This is a genomic window from Streptomyces sp. TLI_146 (assembly GCF_002846415.1).
Lineage (GTDB): Bacteria > Actinomycetota > Actinomycetes > Streptomycetales > Streptomycetaceae > Streptomyces.
In genome coordinates, this window is sequence record NZ_PJMX01000001.1 from 898,216 (window position 1) to 918,998 (window position 20,783).

Consider the following 20,783-nt stretch of genomic DNA (forward strand, 5'->3'; position numbering starts at 1 on the left):
GGATCAGGACGCGAGCGGGGTGGCCGGCTTCCAGCTGGCGTCCTGGGCGAAGTCCTTGCCGCCGTCGAAGCGGTTCTTGCCGTCCTTGGCGGCCGCGTAGACGTCGCCGTCGAAGTGCCGCAGCCAGCGGTCCGGCTGACTCGCCGACTCGAACGACTTGCCCGAGCCGGCGAGGCCCGGGCGGGCGCACCAGGTGGCGGCCCTGGCCGAGCCGTCGCTTCCGTCGTGCGCGGCGGCGACGACCCGCTGGCCCTTCAGCGTCAGGAAGGAGCCGCGGTCGCGGGCCGACTCGAAGGAGTAGCAGTCGGCCTTCTTGGCCAGGGAGGGCACCACGACCCAGGTGGCGTCCTCGCGGTCGGCCTGCTTGCCCTTGGCGGCGACGGGCGCGAGGAAGGCCTCACCGGCGTCCACCTTCGACTGCCGGACGAAGAAACCGCCCGGCTTGCCGGTGGCGGGCTGCAGCGACTGGCGCATCGCGCGGTACTGGTTCTCCTCCTTGAGGAAGTCGACGACCTGCTCGTCCGTGCCGGTCAGCGCCTTGTTGGCCTTGGTGACGAACCAGGGGTTGACGCCGGTCTTCGCCAGGGCGGCCGCTATCTGCTTCAGACGCAGCTTGTTGGCCTCGGCGATCTGCTTGCGCCGGTTCTCCGCGTCGGTCTTGTACGCCTTCTCCGCGCCCGTGTGGATGAACTCGCGCCAGGCGGCCGCGTCCGGGCTCAGCGCTGCCTTCTGGGCGGCGGCGTACAGCTCGGGGCCGTTGGCGGCGACGGCCTGGCGCAGCAGCTCGCGGATGAAGTTGTCGTCACTGAGCCCGAGCATGGCCTCGGAGGGCGTGAGGTTGAACAGCGCGGCGGTGGCCCTGCGCGCGGCCAGCTCCTGCCGGCGCCGCGCCTCCTCGCGGTTCTTCTCCTCAAGCTCCTTGAGCTCGGCCGCCACATCGCGCTGGTGGGCCTCGCGGGCGCCGTTGGTGATGAACTCGCGCCAGGCGGCCGCGTCACCGGCGAGCGCGGCTGCCGCCGCGGCCTTGACCTGCGGACCGGCGGCCTGGTGCTTCATGACGGCGCGTACGAAGTTGTCGTCGCTCAGCGCCAGCAGGTCGGGGCTGTTGGGGATGCCCACCGCGATCAGCGCCTGCGACTTGGCGAGCCGGTCGGCACGGGCCGCGGCCTCGCGTTCCTGCTCGCGCTTCTTGTCGGTCGCGTACGCCTCGTGGATGCCGCTGGCGATGAACCGTACGTGGGCCTCCGCGTCGGGGTCGAGCATGGCCTCCTCGGCCGCCATCCGCACCGCTTCGTACTTCTCGCCGCCCTCGCGGGCCTTGCGCCACAGCTCCTGGATGAAGTCCAGGTCGCCGCGCTGGAGCACGTCCCAGGTGGCGTCCAGGCCGACGACCGCGGCCGCCTCCACGCGCTGCTTCTCGTCGGTGCCGACGGCGGCGGCCGCGGCCACGGCCTGCGCGGGCCTGGCGATGGCGATGCCCGGCGCGGCCGCACCGGCCACGGCGGCCAGAGCGGTGGTGGTGACGACGCCGCGGGTGATGACCCGGCGCATACGCGCAGGGGTGATGTCTTGCTTGTCCATGCTGGTTTGGGTTGCCCTCTTCATCACGTAATGCCCCCGTAAGTAAAGGGGAGATGAGGCCGAAGTCTTGAAGAGTCACCCAATAGGAGTCAAACCGGACTAGAGGGATATGATCTTGTCCAGCACACCCAAAAATTGATTTGCTTTTGCAATTTTATGGGGTGCAAGTGACCTGCCCTTTACCTGAGGAGTCGGAGCCGAGCTACCTGTTGGCCGCGGCGACCGCTTCGATGACGTCCTTCGCCGCTGACGTCGCATCCCTCATCGTGCTCGCGGAGTCGGGCGGGAGCGCGTCCGCGAAGCCCGTGCCGCTGTCGTAGACCCTGACCACGACATTCCCCGTACGGACCACGACCGTCGCGTCCTTGTAGTTGTGGTTGTTCGTCTTCGAGTCGGAGCTGATGGCGGTCACCTGATCGCCGATGCCGGACACGGGCTCGGTCCTGATGTTCCAGGCGTCGGTGCTGGTCCGGACGTCGGAGACTGCGTCCGTGTAGGTGTCCTCGGCGTGCTGCTGGCCGCTCCGCGTGTCGGAGTCGTGGCGCCACACGGCAACGGAGAGGAAGCGGAAGTGGTCGGTGCTGTCCTTACCGCTCCAGTAACAGGTGGTGTGGTCGGCCGTATTGCTCGATCCGGCCTCGCCGTTCGTGTCCGTCACGCCGGGCAGCAGCTGCTCAAGCTCCCCTGTGGTGAGGGCCTTGCAGGCCTCCGGTGCCCTGGCGAACCTCGCGGCGCCGACCTCCGGGCTCTCTGCCGTGCTCGGCGAGTACTTGGAGTGCGAGAGCCCCGTGTCCTCGGAAGGATCGTCGCCCTGGCCTTTGGAACCCGTCTCCCCCAGAAAGACCGCGAGTACCGCAATCGCCGAAACCGCCAGGGCCACCCCCAACGCGGCCATCAGCGGCGGTATACGGCGGCGGTGCCGCTCCGGCCTCGGCGTCGGAGGGTCGAGGAGCTCCGCATCGGCCGGAGAGGCCAGGACGGGGCTGGACGGTGCCCCGGTCTCGGTAGGCGCGTGGTGCAGCGCGGGCGGCGGTGCGGGAGCGGGAGTGTTGGGGGGTGCCGAAGGTTTGTCCGGCACAACCGGGGGTGGCGTGTGAGGCAGGGATGCATCGGTGTGTTCCCGTACGAGCCGGGCGATCCGATCGGGCATCCAACCGGGCTCGGTGAGCAGCACCGTGACGTCGGCCGTCTCTTCCCCCTTGCCGCACCCGCCCATGGTGGTCAGCCGGTCGAGCAGGGCAGCCACGGTGGGGCGCTCGTCGGGCTCCTTGGCCAGGCACGCGGCGACCACAGGGCGCAGCTCGGGTGAGAGGGTGTCCAGGCTGGGCTGTTCGTATACGGCACGGAAGTGCAGGGCGTGCGGAGTGCCGCTGCCGAACGGGCCGACTCCGGTGGCGGTATAGGCCAACAACGCGCCCAGGGCGAAGACGTCGCTGGCCGGTCCGACCGCCCGGCCCGTGAGTTGTTCGGGCGACATGAACCCGGGGGTACCGATCGTCATGCCGGTATGGGTCAGCGCGCTGTCCTCACCGGCCAGCGAGATGCCGAAGTCGATCACCCTCGGGCCGTCGGCGGCGAGGAGCACGTTGGAGGGTTTGAGGTCCCGGTGGACGACCCCGGCCGCGTGGATCGCCTCCAGGGCCTCGGCCAGACCCGCGCCCAGGGCGAGTACCGGCCGCACCGGCCAAGGTCCGTGCGCGGAGATCGCCTCACCCAGGGAGACACCCGGTACGTAGACGACGGCCAGCCAGGCGGGGGAACCGTCCGGGTCGGCGTCGACCACGCCCGCGGTGAAGGCGCCGCTGACCCGCCGGGCGGCGGTCACCTCGCGGGCGAAGCGGCGCCGGAACTCGGCGTCCCTGGCCAGCTCCGGGCGTACCACCTTCACCGCGACCAGACGCCCGGCGGGTGAACGCGCCAGGTACACCTGGCCCATGCCCCCGGAGCCGAGTCGTGCCACGATCCGGTAGCGCCCCGCCTGCCGGGGGTCCTGCGGCTCCAAGGTCTCCAGCGCTGCCACCCCGTGCCCCCTGTCCCGCGGCCCATGGGCCGCTGTCACGATGCCGAACTCTTCGCGAAATGCCAGCTCTTGCCTCAACGCGACGCCTTCACGGGCGGCGGTGGGCGCCTTGACGACGAGGGCACTGTCGAGTTCGCGGCAGCGGACGGGCCCGACGCGCCCCGACACTGCCCCGTGTCGAGGTCACCGGCGCCCCCTCCCCCGCCCTCGCCGCCCGGAACGCTTACCAGCATCGCGCCGCCTGTTCGGTGGAGCCATAGCCGACGATGATCGAACGTGGCTCGAACTGTCGCGCTCCGGCGCGTGCGCCCCCGGCACACAACTGCCCTGCCGCTCAATGGTTTTCCGAGCCCGAGCCGACCGGCGGACGGCCTGGGACCACCCGACCTGCGCCGCGTCGCCCCGGACGCGAGACGTCGCCTCCCGAATCGGATGCCGCCATGCGCCAAGTGCGCCTGCGTTCGAGCTGACCGAATACTTTCGACGCCCGGAACAAACGTCATACGGGGCAAGACCACTGCATCGAGGTAACAACAACCGATCTTGGCCTGCGCCGGGCGCACCGGCCCTTTACTGGTCCTCGGGAGCTGACGGGCGCGCTGAGGTCTGCCCTCGTTTCGCCTGCACCGGTTGGCCCGCGTACCAACGAACCACCCCCTCGCGAAGGAGAGCCCGGCCGATGACCATCGAGACCAGCCCGGAAGCGGAGCTGGAGCCGGCTCGGCAGCAGAGCCTGGGCACCGCGGCTGCCCGCAACCTCGCCACCACGACCAAGTCCGCACCGCAGATGCAGGAGATCACCTCCCGCTGGCTGCTGCGGATGCTCCCCTGGGTGGAAGCCAAGGGCGGCACCTACCGGGTGAACCGACGGCTGAGCTACACCGTGGCCGATGGGTACATCGCGTTCGTCCAGGACGGTCCCGATATCCGGGTCATTCCCCAAGAGCTCGGCGAACTGGCCCTGTTGCGCGGCTTCGAGGACGTCGACGTACTGACCGCGATCGCCGACCGGTGCGTCCGGCGCGACTTCCGCGCCGGCGAAGTGCTGGCCGAGCGCGGCGCCCCCGTCGAGGGGCTCAACCTGATCGTCCACGGCCGCGTCCGCCAGACCTCCGTCGGTCAGTACGGTGACGAAGTGGGCGTCGGCCTGCTCGCCGACGGCCACCACTTCGGTGAGCAGGCGCTTGTGGGCGCCGGTGCCACCTGGGACAGCACCGCCACCGCCGAGACCGCCGGTACGCTGCTCACCCTCTCCCGTGCCGACTTCGACGCCGTGCTGTCCAGGGCCCCGAGCCTGCGGGCCCACATCGAGCAGTCCACGTCGCTGCCCCGCCAGCGGCAGAACCGTCACGGCGAGGCCGAGATCGGTATGTCGGCCGGTCACAAGGGCGAGGCCAGACTGCCGGGCGCCTTCGTCGACTACGAGCTCCACCCGCGCGAGTACGAACTCTCCGTCGCACAGACGATCCTGCGGGTCCACACGAGGGTGGCGGACCTCTACAACGGGCCGATGAACCAGACCGAGGAGCAGCTCAGGCTGACCATCGAGGCGCTGCGCGAGCGCCAGGAGCACGAGCTGATCAACAACCGGGAGTTCGGTCTGCTCCACAACGCCGACTTCAAGCAGCGGATCCAGCCCCACTCCGGCCCGCCCACCCCGGACGACCTCGATGAACTGCTCTGCCGCCGCCGGGGCACCAAGTTGTTCCTCGCCCACCCCAGGACGATCGCGGCGATCGGGCGCGAGTTCAACGCCCGCGGGATCTATCCGGGCCATGTCGACCTCGGCGGGCAGCTGGTCCGGGCGTGGCGGGACGTGCCGATCCTGCCCTGCGACAAGATCCCCATCAGCAAGGAGAGCACCAGCTCGATCCTCGCCATGCGCCTCGGCGAGGACAACCAGGGCGTCATCGGGCTGCACCAGACCGGCCTGCCCGACGAGTACGAGCCGGGTCTGTCGGTGCGCCGCACGGGCATCAACGAGCAGGCGATCATCTCGTACCTGGTCAGTACCTACTACTCCGCCGCCATCCTGGTGCCCAACGCGCTCGGTGTGCTGGAGAACGTGCAGATCGGCCGCTGGGGCGACTAGGGAAGCCGTCCAGCGTCCCCACGGCCCGGACCTCCCCCCCCGGCCGCTGGTCGAACATGCCCGGGACCCGGGCACCGCCTCACCCCATCAAGGAGCTACGGATGCCCGATCCCGATGCTGCCCCTGTGCAGTCGAGCCTGCCGGCGGCTGCGGCCCGTTTCGGGGAGCACACTGTCGCCGCCTGCGTGGAAGCCGGTGGGGAAGCCAGTGCCCGGCCCCGTCTGCCAGGGCCGCCCCCCGTTCCCGTACCTGCCCTCAAAACCGCTCCTCCGGTCCCGGAAACCGCCGGTCCGGACGAGTCCGCACTCGGCGACGCCCCGGGCGGCGACCTGGTGGCGCAGCAGGTGCGGGACGGTGCCGCCGCCGAGGTGAGGCAGCTGAGCTCGGTTCTGGAGCAGGTCCTGCGGGGTCCCACCGGTCTGGGTACGGCAGGCCTTCGGCTGAGCCTGTGCGAGCACTCCCCGGACCCGGTGACACCGGTGGAGGGCACCCCGATCCCGGGCCTCTACCACCATCCGGTGCTGCCGCCCGACCCGGCGCGGGTGGAGGAGGTCAGCCGCAGGATCAAGGCATGGGCGGTGGACGAGGTCCAGGCGTACCCCCCGGAGTGGGAGGACCAGTTCGACGGCTTCTCCGTCGCCCGCTACATGGTGGCCTGCCATCCGGACGCCCCCACCATCGACCACCTGATGGTCGCCGCACGGCTGATGGTCGCCGAGAACGCGGTCGACGACTGCTACTGCGAGGACCACGGGGGCTCGCCCATCGGTCTCGGCAGCCGCCTTCTGCTGGCACATACGGCCCTCGACCCGCTGCACACCACGAAGGAGTACGAGCCGGAGTGGGCCGCCTCGCTCCAGTCGGACGCACCCCGGCGTGCCTACCGCTCCGCCATGGAATACCTCCTCCAACTCGCCACCGACTCACAGGCCGACCGGTTCCGGCACGACATGGCCCGGCTGCACCTGGGATACCTCGCCGAGGCCGCGTGGGCCGAGACGGACACCGTTCCCGAGGTGTGGGAGTACCTGGCGATGCGCCAGTTCAACAACTTCCGCCCCTGTCCCACCATCACCGACACCGTCGGCGGGTACGAACTGCCGGCCGACCTGCACGCGCGGCCCGACGTGCAGCGCGTCATCGCACTCGCCGGCAACGCCACGACCATCGTCAACGACCTGTACTCGTACACCAAGGAACTCGAAAGCCCCGGCCGTCACCTGAACCTGCCGGTGGTGATCGCCGAACGTGAAGGCATGTCCGACCGGGACGCCTATCTCAAGGCGGTCGAGGTCCACAACCAGCTCATGCACGACTTCGAGACCGAAGCCGCCGCAGTGGCTGCCGCCTGCCCCGTACCCAGCCTGCTGCGCTTCCTGCGCGGCGTGGCGGCGTGGCTCGACGGCAACCACTACTGGCACCAGACCAACACCTACCGATACAGCCTGCCCGATTTCTGGTAAGGAGTGGACATTCCCGTGACCACCGAGCTCACCGCCAACACCTCCGCCTTCATCCCCGCCCCGGCATCGCCCTACCAGGGGGACATCGCCCGCTACTGGGACCAGGAGGCCAGGCCCGTCAATTTGCGTCTCGGCGACGTCGACGGGCTCTACCACCACCACTACGGCATCGGCGACGTCGACCATGCCGCCCTCGGGGACCCCGCCGACAGCGAGTACGAGAAGAAGCTGATCGCCGAGCTTCACCGTCTGGAGTCGGCACAGGCCGAAGTCCTGCTGGACCACCTCGGCACCATCGGCCGTGCCGACACGCTCGTGGACGCCGGCTGCGGGCGGGGCGGGTCGATGGTCATGGCCCACCAGCGGTTCGGATGCAGCGTCGAGGGCGTCACCCTGTCCGCCAAGCAGGCCGACTTCGCCAACCGGCGCGCCCATGAACTCGGCATCGAGGACCACGTCCGCGCCCGCGTGTGCAACATGCTCGACATGCCCTTCGAGACCGGCCAGGCCGCCGCCTCCTGGAACAACGAGTCGAGCATGTACGTCGACCTGGAGGACCTCTTCGCCGAACACTCCCGCATCCTGCGCGTCGGCGGCCGCTATGTGACCATCACCGGCTGCTGGAACCCGCGTTACGGCCAGCCCTCCAAGTGGGTCTCCCAGATCAACGCCCACTTCGAATGCAACATCCACTCCCGCAGGGAGTACCTGCGGGCCATGGCCGACAACCGCCTCGTGCCGCAAGCCGTCATCGACCTGACGGCCGCGACCACGCCCTACTGGCAGCTGCGGGCCACGTCCTCCCTGGTCACCGGCATCGAAGAGGCCTTCCTCAAGTCGTACGAGGACGGCTCCTTCCAGTACCTCCTGATCGCCGCCGACCGCGTCTGACCGACCACTGCCCGCAAGGGCCGGGTCCGCTACCCGGCCCTTGCGGCTCAGGGTCCCGAGAGGGGTTTCACCGGGGCCTGCGTGCTGTCGGTCCACAGACGGGGACCCCCGTGGTCGCGCAGGCGGCGCAGAAAGGACAGCACGCCCGCGCTGCCGGTGGCCCACCCCGGTCCCGAAGCGGCCAGGGTGTTGTCGGGGAACACCGGCCGCCGCGGAGTACCACCGCTGCGGGACAGGATCAGGCCCGCCATGTCCTCGGCGGCGCGGTGCAGTTGGCCGTCGCCGGTGACGGCCGCGGCGTCGATGAGCAACTCGCCGACCCCGGCCAGCCCGCAGCACTGGGACACCGGGCTCATCCGGGGCGCGAGGTCGCGGCACGCCCAGGCGCACCGCACCCCCAGGTCCGTCAGGCGCGAGGCCCGCTCGTACCCACCCGCCTCGATCAACAGGGCTCCGATCCCGGCGAGTCCACGGCACCAGGACCCGTAGCGCCGGTGGGCCTCGGGGCGGGCTGCCAGCGCCAGCAGGCGCGGTGTGTGCACGGCGAGTTCGTCCAGCCCGGAGCGGGCGGCCGCGCCGACGGCCGGGTCACCGGTGAAGCGGTGGTAGGCGTGCAGGAAGTGGACGACGCCCGCCCGGCCGTGGGCGAAGCCGAACGGGAACGCCGCCTCGGACGCCGCCGCCGAACGCTGCGGCTCCGGATGCTCCCGCCCACCCTCCATGGCCAGGAGGTCGCGGACACACTCCCCCGCTGCGGCCAACCGCGCGTCGGCCTCCTCGTTCCGCCCCGCCGCGTACGCACGGCAGGCCAGCGCCAACAGCCCGCTCCCGGCGCCCGCCGCACCGCCGATCTGGTCACCGGTGTCGTCGTAGGGCCGCAAGCCCGGTGGGGGGGCGAACTTCTCGGCCGTGCCAATCCGTTCGGCGGCGACGTCGAGGAAGAGGTCGACGCCGGTACGGCCGGTGTACAGCGCGTTGGTCAGGGTCGGCAGGGCGGTGTGGCGGGCAGTGCGATGGGCGAGGTCGGCCACGGCCTGGCGGACGCCTGGGTGTTCCAAGTGGTGCAGCAGTTCCAGACCCACGCCGGCCGCACCGTCGTAGAGGGTCAGCCCGAAGTGAAGTTGCCCGTGCCGGGGCTGCGGTCCTGCGGGCAGTTCGGTGGCGGCGGTCGCACAGATCGTGACGGTATGTGCGATCAGGTCGTCCAGGAGGCCGCGGGTGACTCTCGGCGGTGACGGAAGTCGGCGCCCGGTGGCCAGGGGTGCCGGGCGGCCGCGCCACCGCCGTGCGCAGGCGGCACGCTGTACAGGATCGGGGTCCAGGAGCCCTGCGACGAGTTCGCGTGCCGACCGGTGCGGCGCGCCCGGGAGCACGGCGGCAAGACACGCGAGGGTGCGGTCCCGGTTGACCGCCGCATCTCGGTCGACGACCACCGGGTCCATGCCGGTCAGCGCGAAGTACAGGGTCGCACCGAGCGCATACAGGTCGTCGGCCGGTCCGGGCGGCTCGCCCTCGCGGTACACCGGCATCGAGTAGCCCGGCGTCGCCCCGGCGGGCCGGTCGCCGTGGAGCGCGCTGACGCCGAAGTCGACGAGGTACGCGGTGTCGTCCTCACCGAGCACCACGTTGGACGGTTTGAGGTCGCCCACCACGACGCCACGCGCGTGCACCGCGTCGAGCACGGCCAGCAGACGCCGTGCCAGCGCGGCCATTTCGCGGTTGTTCGCCTTCACACCCCCTGCCCCGGCGCCTACGGACGTGGGTTCGGCGGCGGGTGCGTACGGGCCGTGGCCGAGCACATCGCGGCGCAGGTCACGGGGCCCGCAGTCGGTGGTGATCAGGTACTCGTCGTCGCCGTGACGGAGGTGGTCGCGAACCTGGGGGACGCCTTCGACGCCCGCCAGGGCGCGCAGAACGGTGTGCTCGTGCCGCAGACGGCCGCAGGCATCGACACCGTCGGGGCCCTCACCGACGTAGGCCCTGGCCTGCTTGACGATCACGCGCTCGCCGGAGGCGGTGTCCACGGCACGGTAGACATCGCCGTGGGGGGAACGGGCGATGCCCGTGGTGAGCCGGTACCGCCCGCCGACCAGACGGGCAGGGCGGCCCGAGGCCGGTTTGGCGGACCGGAACGGATCGGCGGCCCACGGTGGTTGGCGGTATCGCGTGCCCGCGCGCCCACTCCAGCGCGTCCCGTCGGGGCCCGTCATGACAAGGGCGGCATCGTCGGTGCCGGTGGCCCGGAACGGGCCGTACCGGTAGTAGACGGGGGCGTCGGAGCGGATCTGCCGGTCGCTGAGCACCCGGGGGCCGGGCCAACCGGCCAGCAGAGCGGCGAGTTCTGCGCCCAGCACCGTCACATCCTGCGGTCGCGGGTAGAGGGTGACCGCCTTCCCGACGAGCGCGGCATCGAGGGCGCCACTGTTCATCAGGCCCAACACCGTCGCGTCGCGGGCGAATTTGGCGTCGCAGACATAGCGCAGCAGCACAGGGACGATCAGGTCGGCGACCCGTTCAAGATCCTCCGGGCGGGTGGATACGTGCAGTTTCCAACCATGGCTGGGGAGTTCACTCGCCCGCGGGTGGGGAGCGAACAGGTAGAGCCACTGTTCGTCGGCGACGAGACGCCGCTCGCGGCCCGCGAGCAGGTTCCCGACTCTCTCGTCGAGGCCGCGTTCCGGGCCCGGCGCGCGGGAGCCCGTGCGGTGCGGTGTTCCGGGCGGCGGTGGCGTCGGCACCTCGCCAGTGGCGGCCGTCCCGGACCTGTCCTCACCGGCCCAGGCCGGTCCGGCCGTCACTCGCGCCCCTTGCCTAGTCGCAGGCGAAGCGGGTCGTCGCGGTCACCCAGGGGTCCGCCAGACACGCCTGGAGACCACGGCTGGGGTCGGCCTGTTCCTCGAAGGGGATCTCTTCTTCCTCCACGGCCACGTCGAGCGGGCCGGCGTCGCGGATCTGCAGTGCCACAGGGCTCATGACGGTCCTTTCTGTGTGCATAACGAGAAGGTTCGGTGGAGAGTTTGTCAAGCGCATGCCAGTTTCATCGAAGTCGAACGAACCGGCAAGAGGGGCGACCGCAGAGATCTCCAACCCAACACCGTTCGATGTACGGCCACTTGGCGCACGGTGCGCATGCGAACGGCGGGGGTTCGCCCGGCTTCGGCCTACGAGCCGGCGGCGAGCCGGGGGCTCCGATGGGCGGTGCGGCCGCAGAATGACCGGCCCACGACCACTGGGACCGCCCGGGCCCCAACCCTCGCCCTCCGTGCCGGTTCCCCGCCCGTTTCGTACGCTGGCTGTATGCGCATGCGCCCCACGCTCAGCTGGACCCCCGACACGAGCCTGCCGCCCGGCACCACGGATCCGGGGCCGGTCGCCGATGTGCTGAGCAGCGGCGGTGTGGTGGTGCTCAGCGGAGCCGGTCTCTCCACGGAGTCGGGCATCCCCGACTACCGGGGCGAGGGCGGAAGCCTCAGTCGGCACACGCCGATGACGTACCAGGAGTTCACCTCCAGCCCCCGGGCCCGGCGCCGGTACTGGGCGCGCAGTCACCTCGGCTGGCGCACCTTCGGCCGCGCCCGGCCCAACGCCGGGCACCGGGCCGTGGCCGCGTTCGGGCGGCACGGCCTGCTCAGCGGTGTGATCACCCAGAACGTCGACGGTCTGCACCAGGCCGCGGGCAGCGACGGAGTGGTGGAGCTCCACGGAAGCCTGGAGCGGGTCGTCTGCCTCTCCTGCGGCGACTTCAGCCGGCGCCGTGAGCTCGCCCGGCGGCTGGAGGAGGCCAACGCGGGCTTCGCGCCGGTGGCCGCCGCGATCAACCCCGACGGCGACGCCGACCTCACCGACGAACAGGTCGGGGACTTCCACGTGGTGCCCTGCACCGTCTGCGGTGGCGTCCTCAAGCCGGACGTGGTGTTCTTCGGCGAAGCGGTTCCGCCCCAGCGGGTGGCGCACTGCCGCACGCTGGTGGGCGCGGCGACCTCCCTGCTGGTCCTGGGTTCCTCGCTCACGGTGATGTCCGGGCTGCGTTTCGTACGCCAGGCCGCCCAGGCCGGGACCCCGGTGGTGATCGTCAACAGGGACCCGACCCGGGGCGACCAGCACGCCGTCACCCGGGTCGCGCTCCCTCTGGGAACGACCCTTACCACCGTCGCCGAGCACCTGGGCCTGCCACTGGACGACCCGGCGACAGCCTGATCGAAGCGGTCGCCTTCGTCAGCCGCGTGAGGTCGACGAGCGCCCGGTCAGAACCAGTGCAGGCAGTGCGGGGCGCGCTCGGCGCGGAAGAGGGCGTCGGCGAGGGCGGCCGCGCCCGGGCGGTGGGCCCGGATGTGTCCGGCCCGTACGAGCGTGCTCGGTGCGGTGCCGCCGAGGTAGATCGAGCCGAGGTCGCTCACGTCCAGGGACAGGTCGGGCTCCCGGTCCGTCGGGACACACTCGGCCTTGCTGTCCCGGACGGTCAGCAGGTACCGGCCGTGCTCGCCGAGGAACGGGTCGTCGACGTCGAGGACGAGCTCGCCGTCCATGAACCAGCCGCGCGCGGTCAGCGCACGCGGGACGTCCAGCAGCCGCACCCAGAGCCAGTCGGTGTCGTTGCTCACCTGCCCCGCACGGAAGTCCGTGAGCTGCCAGCGCAGCGGGTGCTCGGGCGGGACGTGCTTGAACACGACCTCATTGACCAGGTCGTGTCCGAGGACGAACCGGGCCAGGGCGGTGAAGACGGCGTCGTCCGCGGCGATGGTCTCGTCGACCGTCAGGGTGCTGGAATCGTCGATCGAATAGCTGGCGTACCCGTCGGGGACGCCGTGGGCGTCACGGTGGACGGCGACATAGCGCGGCGCCCGCGAGATCGGCGGCTGCCCGGCGCCCATGGCCCACCAGCGGTGCGGTCGGGACAGCGCGCCGGGCTGGGCGCGGCGGTACCGGTCGTAGACCTCTTCCAGGACCTCCCCGCAGTCGGCACGCCGCAGCACTTCGACCGAGCCGGTGTCCGAGCGGGCCTCGCCGCGCGCCCGAGGCGGGGCGAAGGCGCCCTTGTGGTGTGCAACCGTCAGTCGCTGGGTGTAGGTCGCCGGCCCGTACCCGAACCGGCGATAGATCAGCGCCTCGGACGCCAGCAGCACGGAGAGGAACTCGCCTCGGGCCCGCAGCTCGGTGAGTTGGTGCCGCATCATCGCGCTGAGCACGCCCTGACGCCGGTGCGAGGGCACGACACCGACGGCGGTCACCCCGGCGGCCGGGGCGAGGATCTCGCCGGGCAGGGTGAGCTCGAAGGAGTACGCGCCGGCCGTACCGACAGGGCGCCCCTGCGGCGTCATCGCGAACAGCCCGCGGTCCATTTCGAGCGCCGACCACCACGCCCCGCTGCCGTGGGCCCAAGTGTCCGGGAAGCGCCCGAACGCGGCATGGAGGGTGTCGACGAAGACATCCAGGTCCTGGTCGGTGGTGGAACGGATCTCCATGGCTGCGACTGCCTCCCCGCGATACCGGCACCACCGGTCGTGGTGTCCCGCCACAGTGCAGCGTTGCCCCATGACCAGGTCAAGCGAATTACCGCCGGACCCGGCTCGCCACGGGCTGAGGGGCCGTGCGCGCGGGCCGTGTGCGGGCCCGCGCGCGACGGGAGGTCAGCGCACGGTCACGTTGAACACCGGCGAGGCGGTGCTCCCGCTCACGATCCGCAGGTCGTTCTTGCCCTTCAGGCCCAACTTGACGCCGAGGGAGTAGGTGCCCTTGGAGCCGAGCGGCGTCACGGCGGGCAGGCTGACCCACTTGGCGCCCTGCTTCTGCTGGAGGACCATCTTGCTGCCCGCCTTCAGCCCGGTCGCGGTGCCGGTGACCCGGAACAGCTGCCACGCCTTGACCGAGGTCACCGACGGCTTGGCGGTGATACCGGCCTTGGCGGCGGGCGCCTGCGGGGCGGAGGCGGCGGCCGGGGTGGCGGCCGAGGCAACGGTTCCCGCGAGAACGACGGACGCCGCGCTGACGACGCCCACGGCAGCGATACGCAGGGAGTGCCGCTTGGTGATGGCCATGAATATCCCTCTCGGTCGAAAAGCACCGGATCTCGCGCTTCAGCGAGTTGGTGCCCTTTGCTCGCTTCTTGCCTGAAGAGATATCCCTTGCCTCGAATGCGTTGCCCCGCCTTTGTCACCGTCCTGCAACAGCGGCCACTGGCCTCCCTCGCGCCTTCAGGGGGTGTACACGGCGTCGCTTCCGTACAGCTGCCGGGTGAAGGCGGTCACGTAGGTGTGCCGGTCGGAGCCGTCCAGGTTGTAGGTCAGGTAGACGCCGTAGCCCTCGCTGACGGTCCGCCTGGCCAGGCTCGCCGCGGTGGTCGAGGACGTCGATCCGAAGTCGATGGCCGCCGGTGAGAGGTTCGCCTTCGGCAGAGCGATGCCGGGCACACCCCAGGTGCCGTAGTACGGGTTCCAGGCGTAGGTGAACTTCGACGAGACGTTCACTCCGCCGTAGGACAGCCTCGTCGCCGACGGGCCGATGTTGTAGAGCGACATCAGCTTGTCCGGCATGTTGGCGCGCAGCGCGGAGACCAGGTAGACGAACGAGCTGTCGTTGGGCTGGCCGGTGCCGTTCCTGCCGTACTCGGCGTACTCGTCGTCGAAGTCGATGCCGTCGAGGCCGTACGTGCTCACGGCGTCGGACAGTTGCTTCGCGAAGGCCGAAGCGGCCGCCTTGGAGGGGAAGTTGGCGAACCCGGCGCCTTGGTGGTTGCCGAGCACCGACAGCATCACCTTGATGCCCTTCGCCTGCAGCGGGCGGATCTGGGTCGCCGCGTTGTCGAGGACGCGCTGCACGTTGGGGTTGAAGTACAGGTACGCCGACTTCTTGGCGGTGTCGTAGTTGATGTTCGCGGCGAACACCACGGCGATGTCGAAGACGTTGCCGCCGCCGTTGGCCAGCTTGTACTTGCCGACGTTGAGCATGCTGTTGCTGTTCACCTCGATGTAGGCCACCGAGGTCGGCCCCTGCTTCTTCACCGCGGGTGCCCCCGCCGCGGAGGTGGTCGCCGTCGCGCCGACCGCGAGTGCCGCGGCGGCCACCAGGGCCAGTGCCGTCGTCCGTGCTGTGCTCCGGCGTGATGTGCGCATTGCCGATCAGCCTCCCGTCGCATGGCTCGTGCGGTGTGGCCGCCGGCGGCAAAGCACGCTTCGCTCCTGCCGCGCGGAAGCGGACGGCTGATGCCCTACGGTCCGCCTGCTCCGGCCGGACCGGAGCCTGCCATACCGCAGGGCGGCCTGGATAGGGTGCCTCGGGCACGCGCTGCCGCGCCTCGGGTCCCTCGCGTGTGACAGCCATGTCCGCACCACGTCACAGGGCTCGTATTGCTCGGTGACCTTTCTTCCCCAGGAGCCCCGTCGGTGGGATGTTTACGGGCCGAAGCGGGCGGCAGCAGGCCGCACGGAGGGATCGGGGTGGACACCTTGACACACCATCAGCAGAGCACAGGGAACGGCGGAACCGCCGTGAGGGAGCGAAGACTCGGCAGGACCGGCAACGGCACCGCGCGGCGCCGGGCGGCGGTCGCCGCCATGGCGATGGCCATGGCAGCGCCACTGACTCTCGGCGCGGCAGGAGACGCGGGGGCGGCCGGAGGCCACCGGATCGTCTTCGCCCGGTACACGGCGGCAGCGCCCACGGAAGACCTCTACGCGATCTCCCCCAGCGGCGGCACGCCCGTCCCGCTGACCCACACCGCCACCGTCAGCGAGGTGATGCCCAGTTGGTCGCCGGACGGCAAGCGGGTGGCCTTCGTCCGCTATGGATCCGGTGGCGCCATCGACGGCATCTGGACGATGAAGACCACGGGCGGCGACCTGAAGGCCGTCCCGGGCACCAAGGGCGCCTCCGACCCGGCCTGGTCCCCCGACGGCAAGCGGATCGCCTACGCCAAGCCGGTGGGCACCCAGCGCGAGATCTATGTGGCCGACATCGACGGCACGCCCGCCACCCGGCTCACCCACACCGCGGCGGACGACCTCCACCCGACGTGGTCCCCGGACGGCAAGTACCTGGCGTTCAACCGCACGGACGCGGCCGGACACAGCAGGCTGATGCGGATCCGGCTGTCCACCCTGGCTGAGACCGCGGTGACCGGTCCCGGCTCCCACGACTGGACGCCCGACTGGTCGCACGGCAACCGCATCGCCTTCAGCCGCGTGGACGCCTCCGGGTTCGCCCACCTCTACTTCGTCCGTCCCGACGGCACCGGACTCCACCGCATCACCGCGGCCCGCTTCAACGACAAGAACCCTTCCTGGTCCCCCGACGGCAGCCGCCTCGTCTTCACCAGAGGCGGCACCGACGACACGGACCCCGAACACCTCTGCCTGGTACGGGCCGACGGCACCGCACTGGCCCTGCTCACCAAGACCGACTCCCATGACCTGGAGGCCGACTGGCGCCCGTAGACGCAGGTCAGCGGTCGATGACTGCCCGGGTTCGGCGAACGGGGTGCCGGCCCGGGCGAGTCACGCCGCAGACGGCCGACGCCGAGCAGTCCATACGCGAGGCCTCTACTCAACCGGACCAGCGAGCGTTTCGATGGGCTGGAGCGGCCATTTCGGCTCCTTCCGCGTCAGGCGCGCCAGCTCTTCCGGTGGTTCGGCACCGTCCCGAACGCTCGTGACGTAGGCCTTCGCCTCCTGAAGGCTCAGTCGCGGAGCCTCTCGGCGCAGGTGAACCATCGCGGCCACGCCCCCGGCGGAGTGCACGAGCGCGCGAACAGTGGCAGCCAGTGGATCAGGCCGCCTGATGCCTTTGACCTCCAGGAGGTACTGCTCCTCCCAGCCCTCCTCCTCTCCCCGGACGGCGGGCACGTAGTGGATGCTCCCGTCGAGCCGGTCCACCAAGTAGTGGCCGCCGACGAAGCTGCCGCGCATGTCACGGGCGCGGGCCTGCTCCGCCGAGCGCCAGAAGACGAGCCAGCCGACCGCGCGTTCCTCCACGTGGTAGATGTCCGGCGTGGGGGCGGGTCCCTCCCATCGCCACGTCGGCAGCTCCGTGGCCAGGAAGGACTCGATGAGCTCGACGGCGCGTTCCTTGGAGATCACGATCTCATCTTTCACCACGGGACACCCCACGCCGGGCCGGTGGGACCGTCAGCTCAACTGCCGTACGGACATGAGCAGATGCTGGTGCTCGTCGCGCTCGGTGTGGTCCGACCCCGGTACGCCGGTGAGCAGCGCCCGCTGGCCGGGGCCCAGCAGTTCGAAACGCACCCGCGCGGCGCTGAAGGAGTTGAGGGCCTCCAACAGATATGCCGGGTTGAAGGCGACCGCCATGTCCTCGGCGGCCGTCAGGGCGGCAGGAAGCTGCTGGGCGGCGATGTCGTCCTCGTAACCCGCCTGGAGGAGGACCGATCCCTCGGTGGAGAAGTCCAGGCGGATCGGGCTGTTGGGTTCCGCGACGATCGCGACGCGGCGGACCGCGTCGGCGAGCGGCTCCCGCTCGACGACCGCGACGGCCGGGCTGTCCAGGGTGAACAGCTTGTCGTAGCGCGGCAGTCGGCCTTCCAGCAGCCGCACCGTCGTGTGCATCCCGGCTCCCTCGAAACCGATGAGACCGCTACCCGGGCTGCCCGGGCCACTCAGTCCGATACGGATCAGGCCTGACTTCGCCAGCGAGCGGGCGATTTCGGTCAGCCTGCGACCGGGAACCACCACCTCCACGGCTTCAGAGTCCACCGCGTCGGGGTTCCACGTCACCGTACGCACGGCATAGCGGTAGCGGTCCGAGGCCGCCAGCGTCATCGACTCGCCGTCCAGCCGGAGCCCGATGCCGGTGAGGACCGGAAGGGCATCGTCACGCCCCGCGGCGATCACGACCTGAGCCACCGCCGCCGCGAACTCCCCGGCGTCCACCACACCGCGCAACTCCGGCAGCCCGGGCAGCCGCGGATACTCCTCCCGAGGCAGCGTCGAGAGTCCGAACCGCGTACCACCGCCTTCCACGGTGAAACGCGCGCCATCCAGCGCGCACTCCACCACGGCGTCGGGCAGCACCTTGCAGATGTCGAGCAGGCGGCGCCCCAGGACGAGGACCTGGCCGGCTTCCACCGTCTCGGCCGGCACCTCGATGTTCGCGGACACCTCGTAGTCAAAGCCGGAGATACGGAGCAGGCCCTCCTCGGCGGTCAGCAGGAGGCCGCCCAGTACCGGCACGGGCGACCGCGTGGGCAGCGACCGGGCAGCCCACGCCACAGCCTCCGCGAAAGCGCTTCTCTCGATTCGGAATTCCATCCGTACTCTCCCCGGTCCAGTCCTGCCAGTTGACCCGCGCACGCTATACGCCGCCACTGACAACGGCGCCTGGAGCCGGAGCGCGACTACTGGCGGGAGAGGGTTGTCGCGACCGCGCGCGGTTCCGCTCCCGCCAGTAGTCCTCACGCCGAGGACTCAGGGGTTGGTCAGGAGACCGTCGCCGGGGTGTCCCTCAGAGTGACGTTGGCGTGGCTCTCCTGGAAGCTCTGGTCCGATACGAGGGTCAGCCGGGCCGTGGACTGGAATTCCGGCAGGGTGTTGGAGCCGCAGGAGACCATCGTGGTCTTGAGCTTGGCGACGGTCAGGGCGAGCCCTTCGTTGAGGTCGCCCGCGTAGGGGACGTAGCCGTCCACGCCTTCCTCGAAGACCAGCCCCTGACCTCCCTGGCCGTAGCGCTGCCAGTTGCGGGCCCGGTTGGAGCCCTCGCCCCAGTACTCCTTCACGAAGCCGTCGCGGGTGGGCAGCTTCGCGCCGGCCGCCTGGTCGAAGCGGGCGAAGTAACGCCCCATCATGACGAAGTCGGCCCCCATCGCCAGCGCCAGGGCCACGTGGTAGTCGTGCACCAACCCACCGTCGGAACAGATCGGTACGTACTCACCGGTGCGTTCGCGGTACGCGTCCCGGGCCGCCGCGACGTCCAGCACCGCGCTGGCCTGGCCGCGGCCGATACCCTTCTGGTCCCGGGTGATGCAGATGGAACCGCCGCCCACCCCGACCTTGACGAAGTCCGCTCCCGCCTCGGCGAGGAAGGTGAACGCCTCCCCGTCGACCACGTTGCCGCCGCCGACCGGGATCTCCGGATGGTGCTTCTTCACCCAGGACAGCGCCTGCGCCTGCCAGTCGCTGTAACCGTCGGACGAGTCGAAGCACAGCGCGTCCGCACCGGCCTCCAGCAGGGCCGGGACGCGCTCCTGATAGTCGTGGGTGTTGATACCCGCGCCCACACGCAGACGCTTGGCGGCGTCCACGACCTGGTTCGGGAAGCGCTTGTTGTCCGCGTAGTCGGAACGGAACACCAGGTGCTGCAGATGGCCCTCGGTGTCGAGCACCGGGAGGCAGTCCAGCCGTTCGTCCCACAGCCGCGCGTTGGCTTCGGAAAGCGTGATGTCGGCCCCGGCATGGGCCAGTTCGGCGACGGGGGTCATCCGGCCGCTGACCGGTCCGTCCAGGTCATGACGCTGGGGGTGGAAGTCCCGGGAGGTCACCAGGCCGAGCAGACGGCCGGTGGCGGTCCCGTCGTGGGTGACCGCGGCGGTGCTGTGACCGGTGCGGCGCATGACCTCGACCAGGAGGCCCAGGGTGTCGTCGGGGCGGACGTTGGTGTCGCTGGTGACGAACCCGGCCTTGAAGTTCTTCACCTGGCGGACCGCCGCGGCCTGGTCCTCGATCGGCTGGTTGTGGTGGACGAAGCTCAGACCACCGCTTCGCGCGAGCGCGATCGCGAGCTCGGGTGTACTGACGGCCTGCATGATCGCGGACGTGAACGGGGACTGCAGCTCGATCGCCGACGCCTCGCCCGCGACGTGCCGCACCAGCGGCGTACGCAAGTCGACCGTCGCAGCCGAACAGTCGGTCCGCGTCCGGTTCGGCAAGAGCAGAAACTCGTTGAACGTCCGCGAGACCTCGGCGATGACCTGTGCCACTCGTTCCTCCTGACCCGTCGGCCGGGGCCTGCTGCCCCGCCGTGAGGACCGCCCCTCCCCATCCCGGGATCCGAGGCAGGCAGAGGTCGGCCCAGCAGCCGTGGAGGTGCCACCAACTACGGCAGAGCCCTGACCGGCCCGCGGATCGAACGGGGGTACGGTCGTGACCAGGCACCTTATCGATCACGCGGCCAATGCACGAATCGGCATCGCCGCAGGCACCCGTGGCCGTGCGCGCCATGGCGAGGACTCTTCCGTACTATGGCGACGCGCAGTTGAGCCTTCCGCCTCGGGATGGTGTGGTCTTCGGCGGATCCGCAACGTGACCGGGAGGTCCTGACATGACCAGTAAGTTCACCGAGCTGGCGATCGACTGTGCGGATCCCCAGGGTCTCGCCCGGTTCTGGTGCGCGGTTCTGGATTACGAGGTGCAGGAGGAAGAGGACGGATTCGTAGCCATCGGCTCCCCTCTGGTGCCTGAAGGCAAGGACCGCCTCGGCCCGGTGCCACCGTCGTTGACCTTCGCGCGCGTACCCGAGGGCAAGACCGTCAAGAACCGGCTCCACATCGACGTCAACCCCACCGACAGGGAGCAGGACGAAGAGGTCCGTCGTCTGCTCGACCTGGGTGCACGACATGCAGATGTCGGGCAGACCGGTGAGGAGAGCTGGGTGACCCTGGCCGACCCGGAGGGGAACGAGTTCTGTGTCCTCGCGGGACGCCGCCCCTGACCCGGAGGCCTCATCTCGGGCGGGAAGCGCCGGTTGGGCCCGCTCGGCCGGAGTCAGCAGAATCGCGGCCGGGCGGGCCAGG

Annotated in this window: 16 protein-coding genes; 6 read left to right on the top strand and 10 right to left on the bottom strand. The window is 70.5% G+C overall.

Translation table 11 applies throughout. From position 1 onward, the window contains the following. Window positions 1-3: 3 nt before the first annotated feature. Together BX283_RS04040 and BX283_RS04045 are read right to left on the bottom strand one after the other, a co-directional pair. Complete coding sequence (locus BX283_RS04040; protein WP_101386283.1) at window positions 4-1,581, bottom strand: AbfB domain-containing protein; 1,578 nt, start codon at window positions 1,579-1,581, stop codon at window positions 4-6. A gap of 202 nt (window positions 1,582-1,783) precedes the next feature. Next, complete coding sequence (locus BX283_RS04045) at window positions 1,784-3,601, bottom strand: serine/threonine-protein kinase (RefSeq protein WP_257581903.1); 1,818 nt, start codon at window positions 3,599-3,601, stop codon at window positions 1,784-1,786. Window positions 3,602-4,280: 679 nt separating this feature from the next. On the opposite strand from BX283_RS04045, the gene BX283_RS04050 reads away from it, so the two are divergent. The 3 genes from BX283_RS04050 (at window position 4,281) to BX283_RS04060 (ending at window position 8,047) form a co-directional block, all read left to right on the top strand. After that, window positions 4,281-5,693, top strand: a complete 1,413-nt coding sequence (locus BX283_RS04050; RefSeq protein ID WP_101386284.1) for a family 2B encapsulin nanocompartment shell protein — start codon at window positions 4,281-4,283, stop codon at window positions 5,691-5,693. A gap of 101 nt (window positions 5,694-5,794) precedes the next feature. Continuing rightward, window positions 5,795-7,156: a family 2 encapsulin nanocompartment cargo protein terpene cyclase gene (locus BX283_RS04055; protein WP_101386285.1), complete on the top strand. Its 1,362-nt coding sequence runs from the start codon at window positions 5,795-5,797 to the stop codon at window positions 7,154-7,156. Window positions 7,157-7,171: 15 nt separating this feature from the next. Continuing rightward, window positions 7,172-8,047, top strand: coding sequence for a geranyl diphosphate 2-C-methyltransferase (locus BX283_RS04060; protein WP_257581906.1), 876 nt, complete (start codon window positions 7,172-7,174; stop codon window positions 8,045-8,047). 47 nt (window positions 8,048-8,094) lie between these two features. Here BX283_RS04060 and lanL read toward each other — a convergent pair whose 3' ends face one another. Together lanL and BX283_RS40460 are read right to left on the bottom strand one after the other, a co-directional pair. Beyond that, window positions 8,095-10,845, bottom strand: coding sequence for a class IV lanthionine synthetase LanL (lanL, locus tag BX283_RS04065; protein ID WP_257581908.1), 2,751 nt, complete (start codon window positions 10,843-10,845; stop codon window positions 8,095-8,097). A 13-nt stretch (window positions 10,846-10,858) separates the two neighbouring features. After that, on the bottom strand, window positions 10,859-11,020 hold the full coding sequence (locus BX283_RS40460) for an SflA family class IV lanthipeptide (protein ID WP_180357040.1): 162 nt from the start codon (window positions 11,018-11,020) through the stop codon (window positions 10,859-10,861). A 324-nt stretch (window positions 11,021-11,344) separates the two neighbouring features. On the opposite strand from BX283_RS40460, the gene BX283_RS04070 reads away from it, so the two are divergent. Further along, entirely contained in the window at window positions 11,345-12,244 is a 900-nt protein-coding gene (locus BX283_RS04070; RefSeq protein WP_101386287.1) for an NAD-dependent protein deacetylase, read from the top strand. 47 nt (window positions 12,245-12,291) lie between these two features. Here the strand turns inward: BX283_RS04070 and BX283_RS04075 are convergent, their stop codons facing one another. The 3 genes from BX283_RS04075 to BX283_RS04085 all read right to left on the bottom strand — a co-directional run bounded on the left by BX283_RS04075 (window position 12,292) and on the right by BX283_RS04085 (window position 15,156). Continuing rightward, a complete protein-coding gene (locus tag BX283_RS04075) occupies window positions 12,292-13,509 on the bottom strand; it encodes a GNAT family N-acetyltransferase (protein ID WP_101386288.1) in 1,218 nt (405 codons plus the stop codon). A 165-nt stretch (window positions 13,510-13,674) separates the two neighbouring features. Beyond that, window positions 13,675-14,082 carry a hypothetical protein gene (locus BX283_RS04080; protein WP_101386289.1) on the bottom strand — a complete coding sequence of 136 codons (408 nt, stop codon included), beginning with the start codon at window positions 14,080-14,082 and terminating at the stop codon, window positions 13,675-13,677. A 156-nt stretch (window positions 14,083-14,238) separates the two neighbouring features. Continuing rightward, a complete protein-coding gene (locus BX283_RS04085; protein WP_101386290.1) occupies window positions 14,239-15,156 on the bottom strand; it encodes an endo-beta-N-acetylglucosaminidase H in 918 nt (305 codons plus the stop codon). Between the two features lie 375 nt (window positions 15,157-15,531). Here BX283_RS04085 and BX283_RS04090 point away from each other — a divergent pair, with 375 nt between their 5' ends. Then, a complete protein-coding gene (locus BX283_RS04090) occupies window positions 15,532-16,476 on the top strand; it encodes a PD40 domain-containing protein (protein ID WP_101386291.1) in 945 nt (314 codons plus the stop codon). 105 nt (window positions 16,477-16,581) lie between these two features. On the opposite strand, the gene BX283_RS04095 is transcribed toward BX283_RS04090, so the two are convergent. The 3 genes from BX283_RS04095 to BX283_RS04105 form a co-directional block, all read right to left on the bottom strand. Next, on the bottom strand, window positions 16,582-17,118 hold the full coding sequence (locus tag BX283_RS04095) for a hypothetical protein (RefSeq protein ID WP_101392118.1): 537 nt from the start codon (window positions 17,116-17,118) through the stop codon (window positions 16,582-16,584). Between the two features lie 48 nt (window positions 17,119-17,166). Beyond that, on the bottom strand, window positions 17,167-18,306 hold the full coding sequence (dnaN, locus tag BX283_RS04100; protein ID WP_101386292.1) for a DNA polymerase III subunit beta: 1,140 nt from the start codon (window positions 18,304-18,306) through the stop codon (window positions 17,167-17,169). A 167-nt stretch (window positions 18,307-18,473) separates the two neighbouring features. Continuing rightward, complete coding sequence (locus BX283_RS04105; protein WP_101386293.1) at window positions 18,474-19,970, bottom strand: IMP dehydrogenase; 1,497 nt, start codon at window positions 19,968-19,970, stop codon at window positions 18,474-18,476. 341 nt (window positions 19,971-20,311) lie between these two features. On the opposite strand from BX283_RS04105, the gene BX283_RS04110 reads away from it, so the two are divergent. Beyond that, window positions 20,312-20,701 carry a VOC family protein gene (locus BX283_RS04110; protein ID WP_101386294.1) on the top strand — a complete coding sequence of 130 codons (390 nt, stop codon included), beginning with the start codon at window positions 20,312-20,314 and terminating at the stop codon, window positions 20,699-20,701. Window positions 20,702-20,783: the final 82 nt, after the last annotated feature.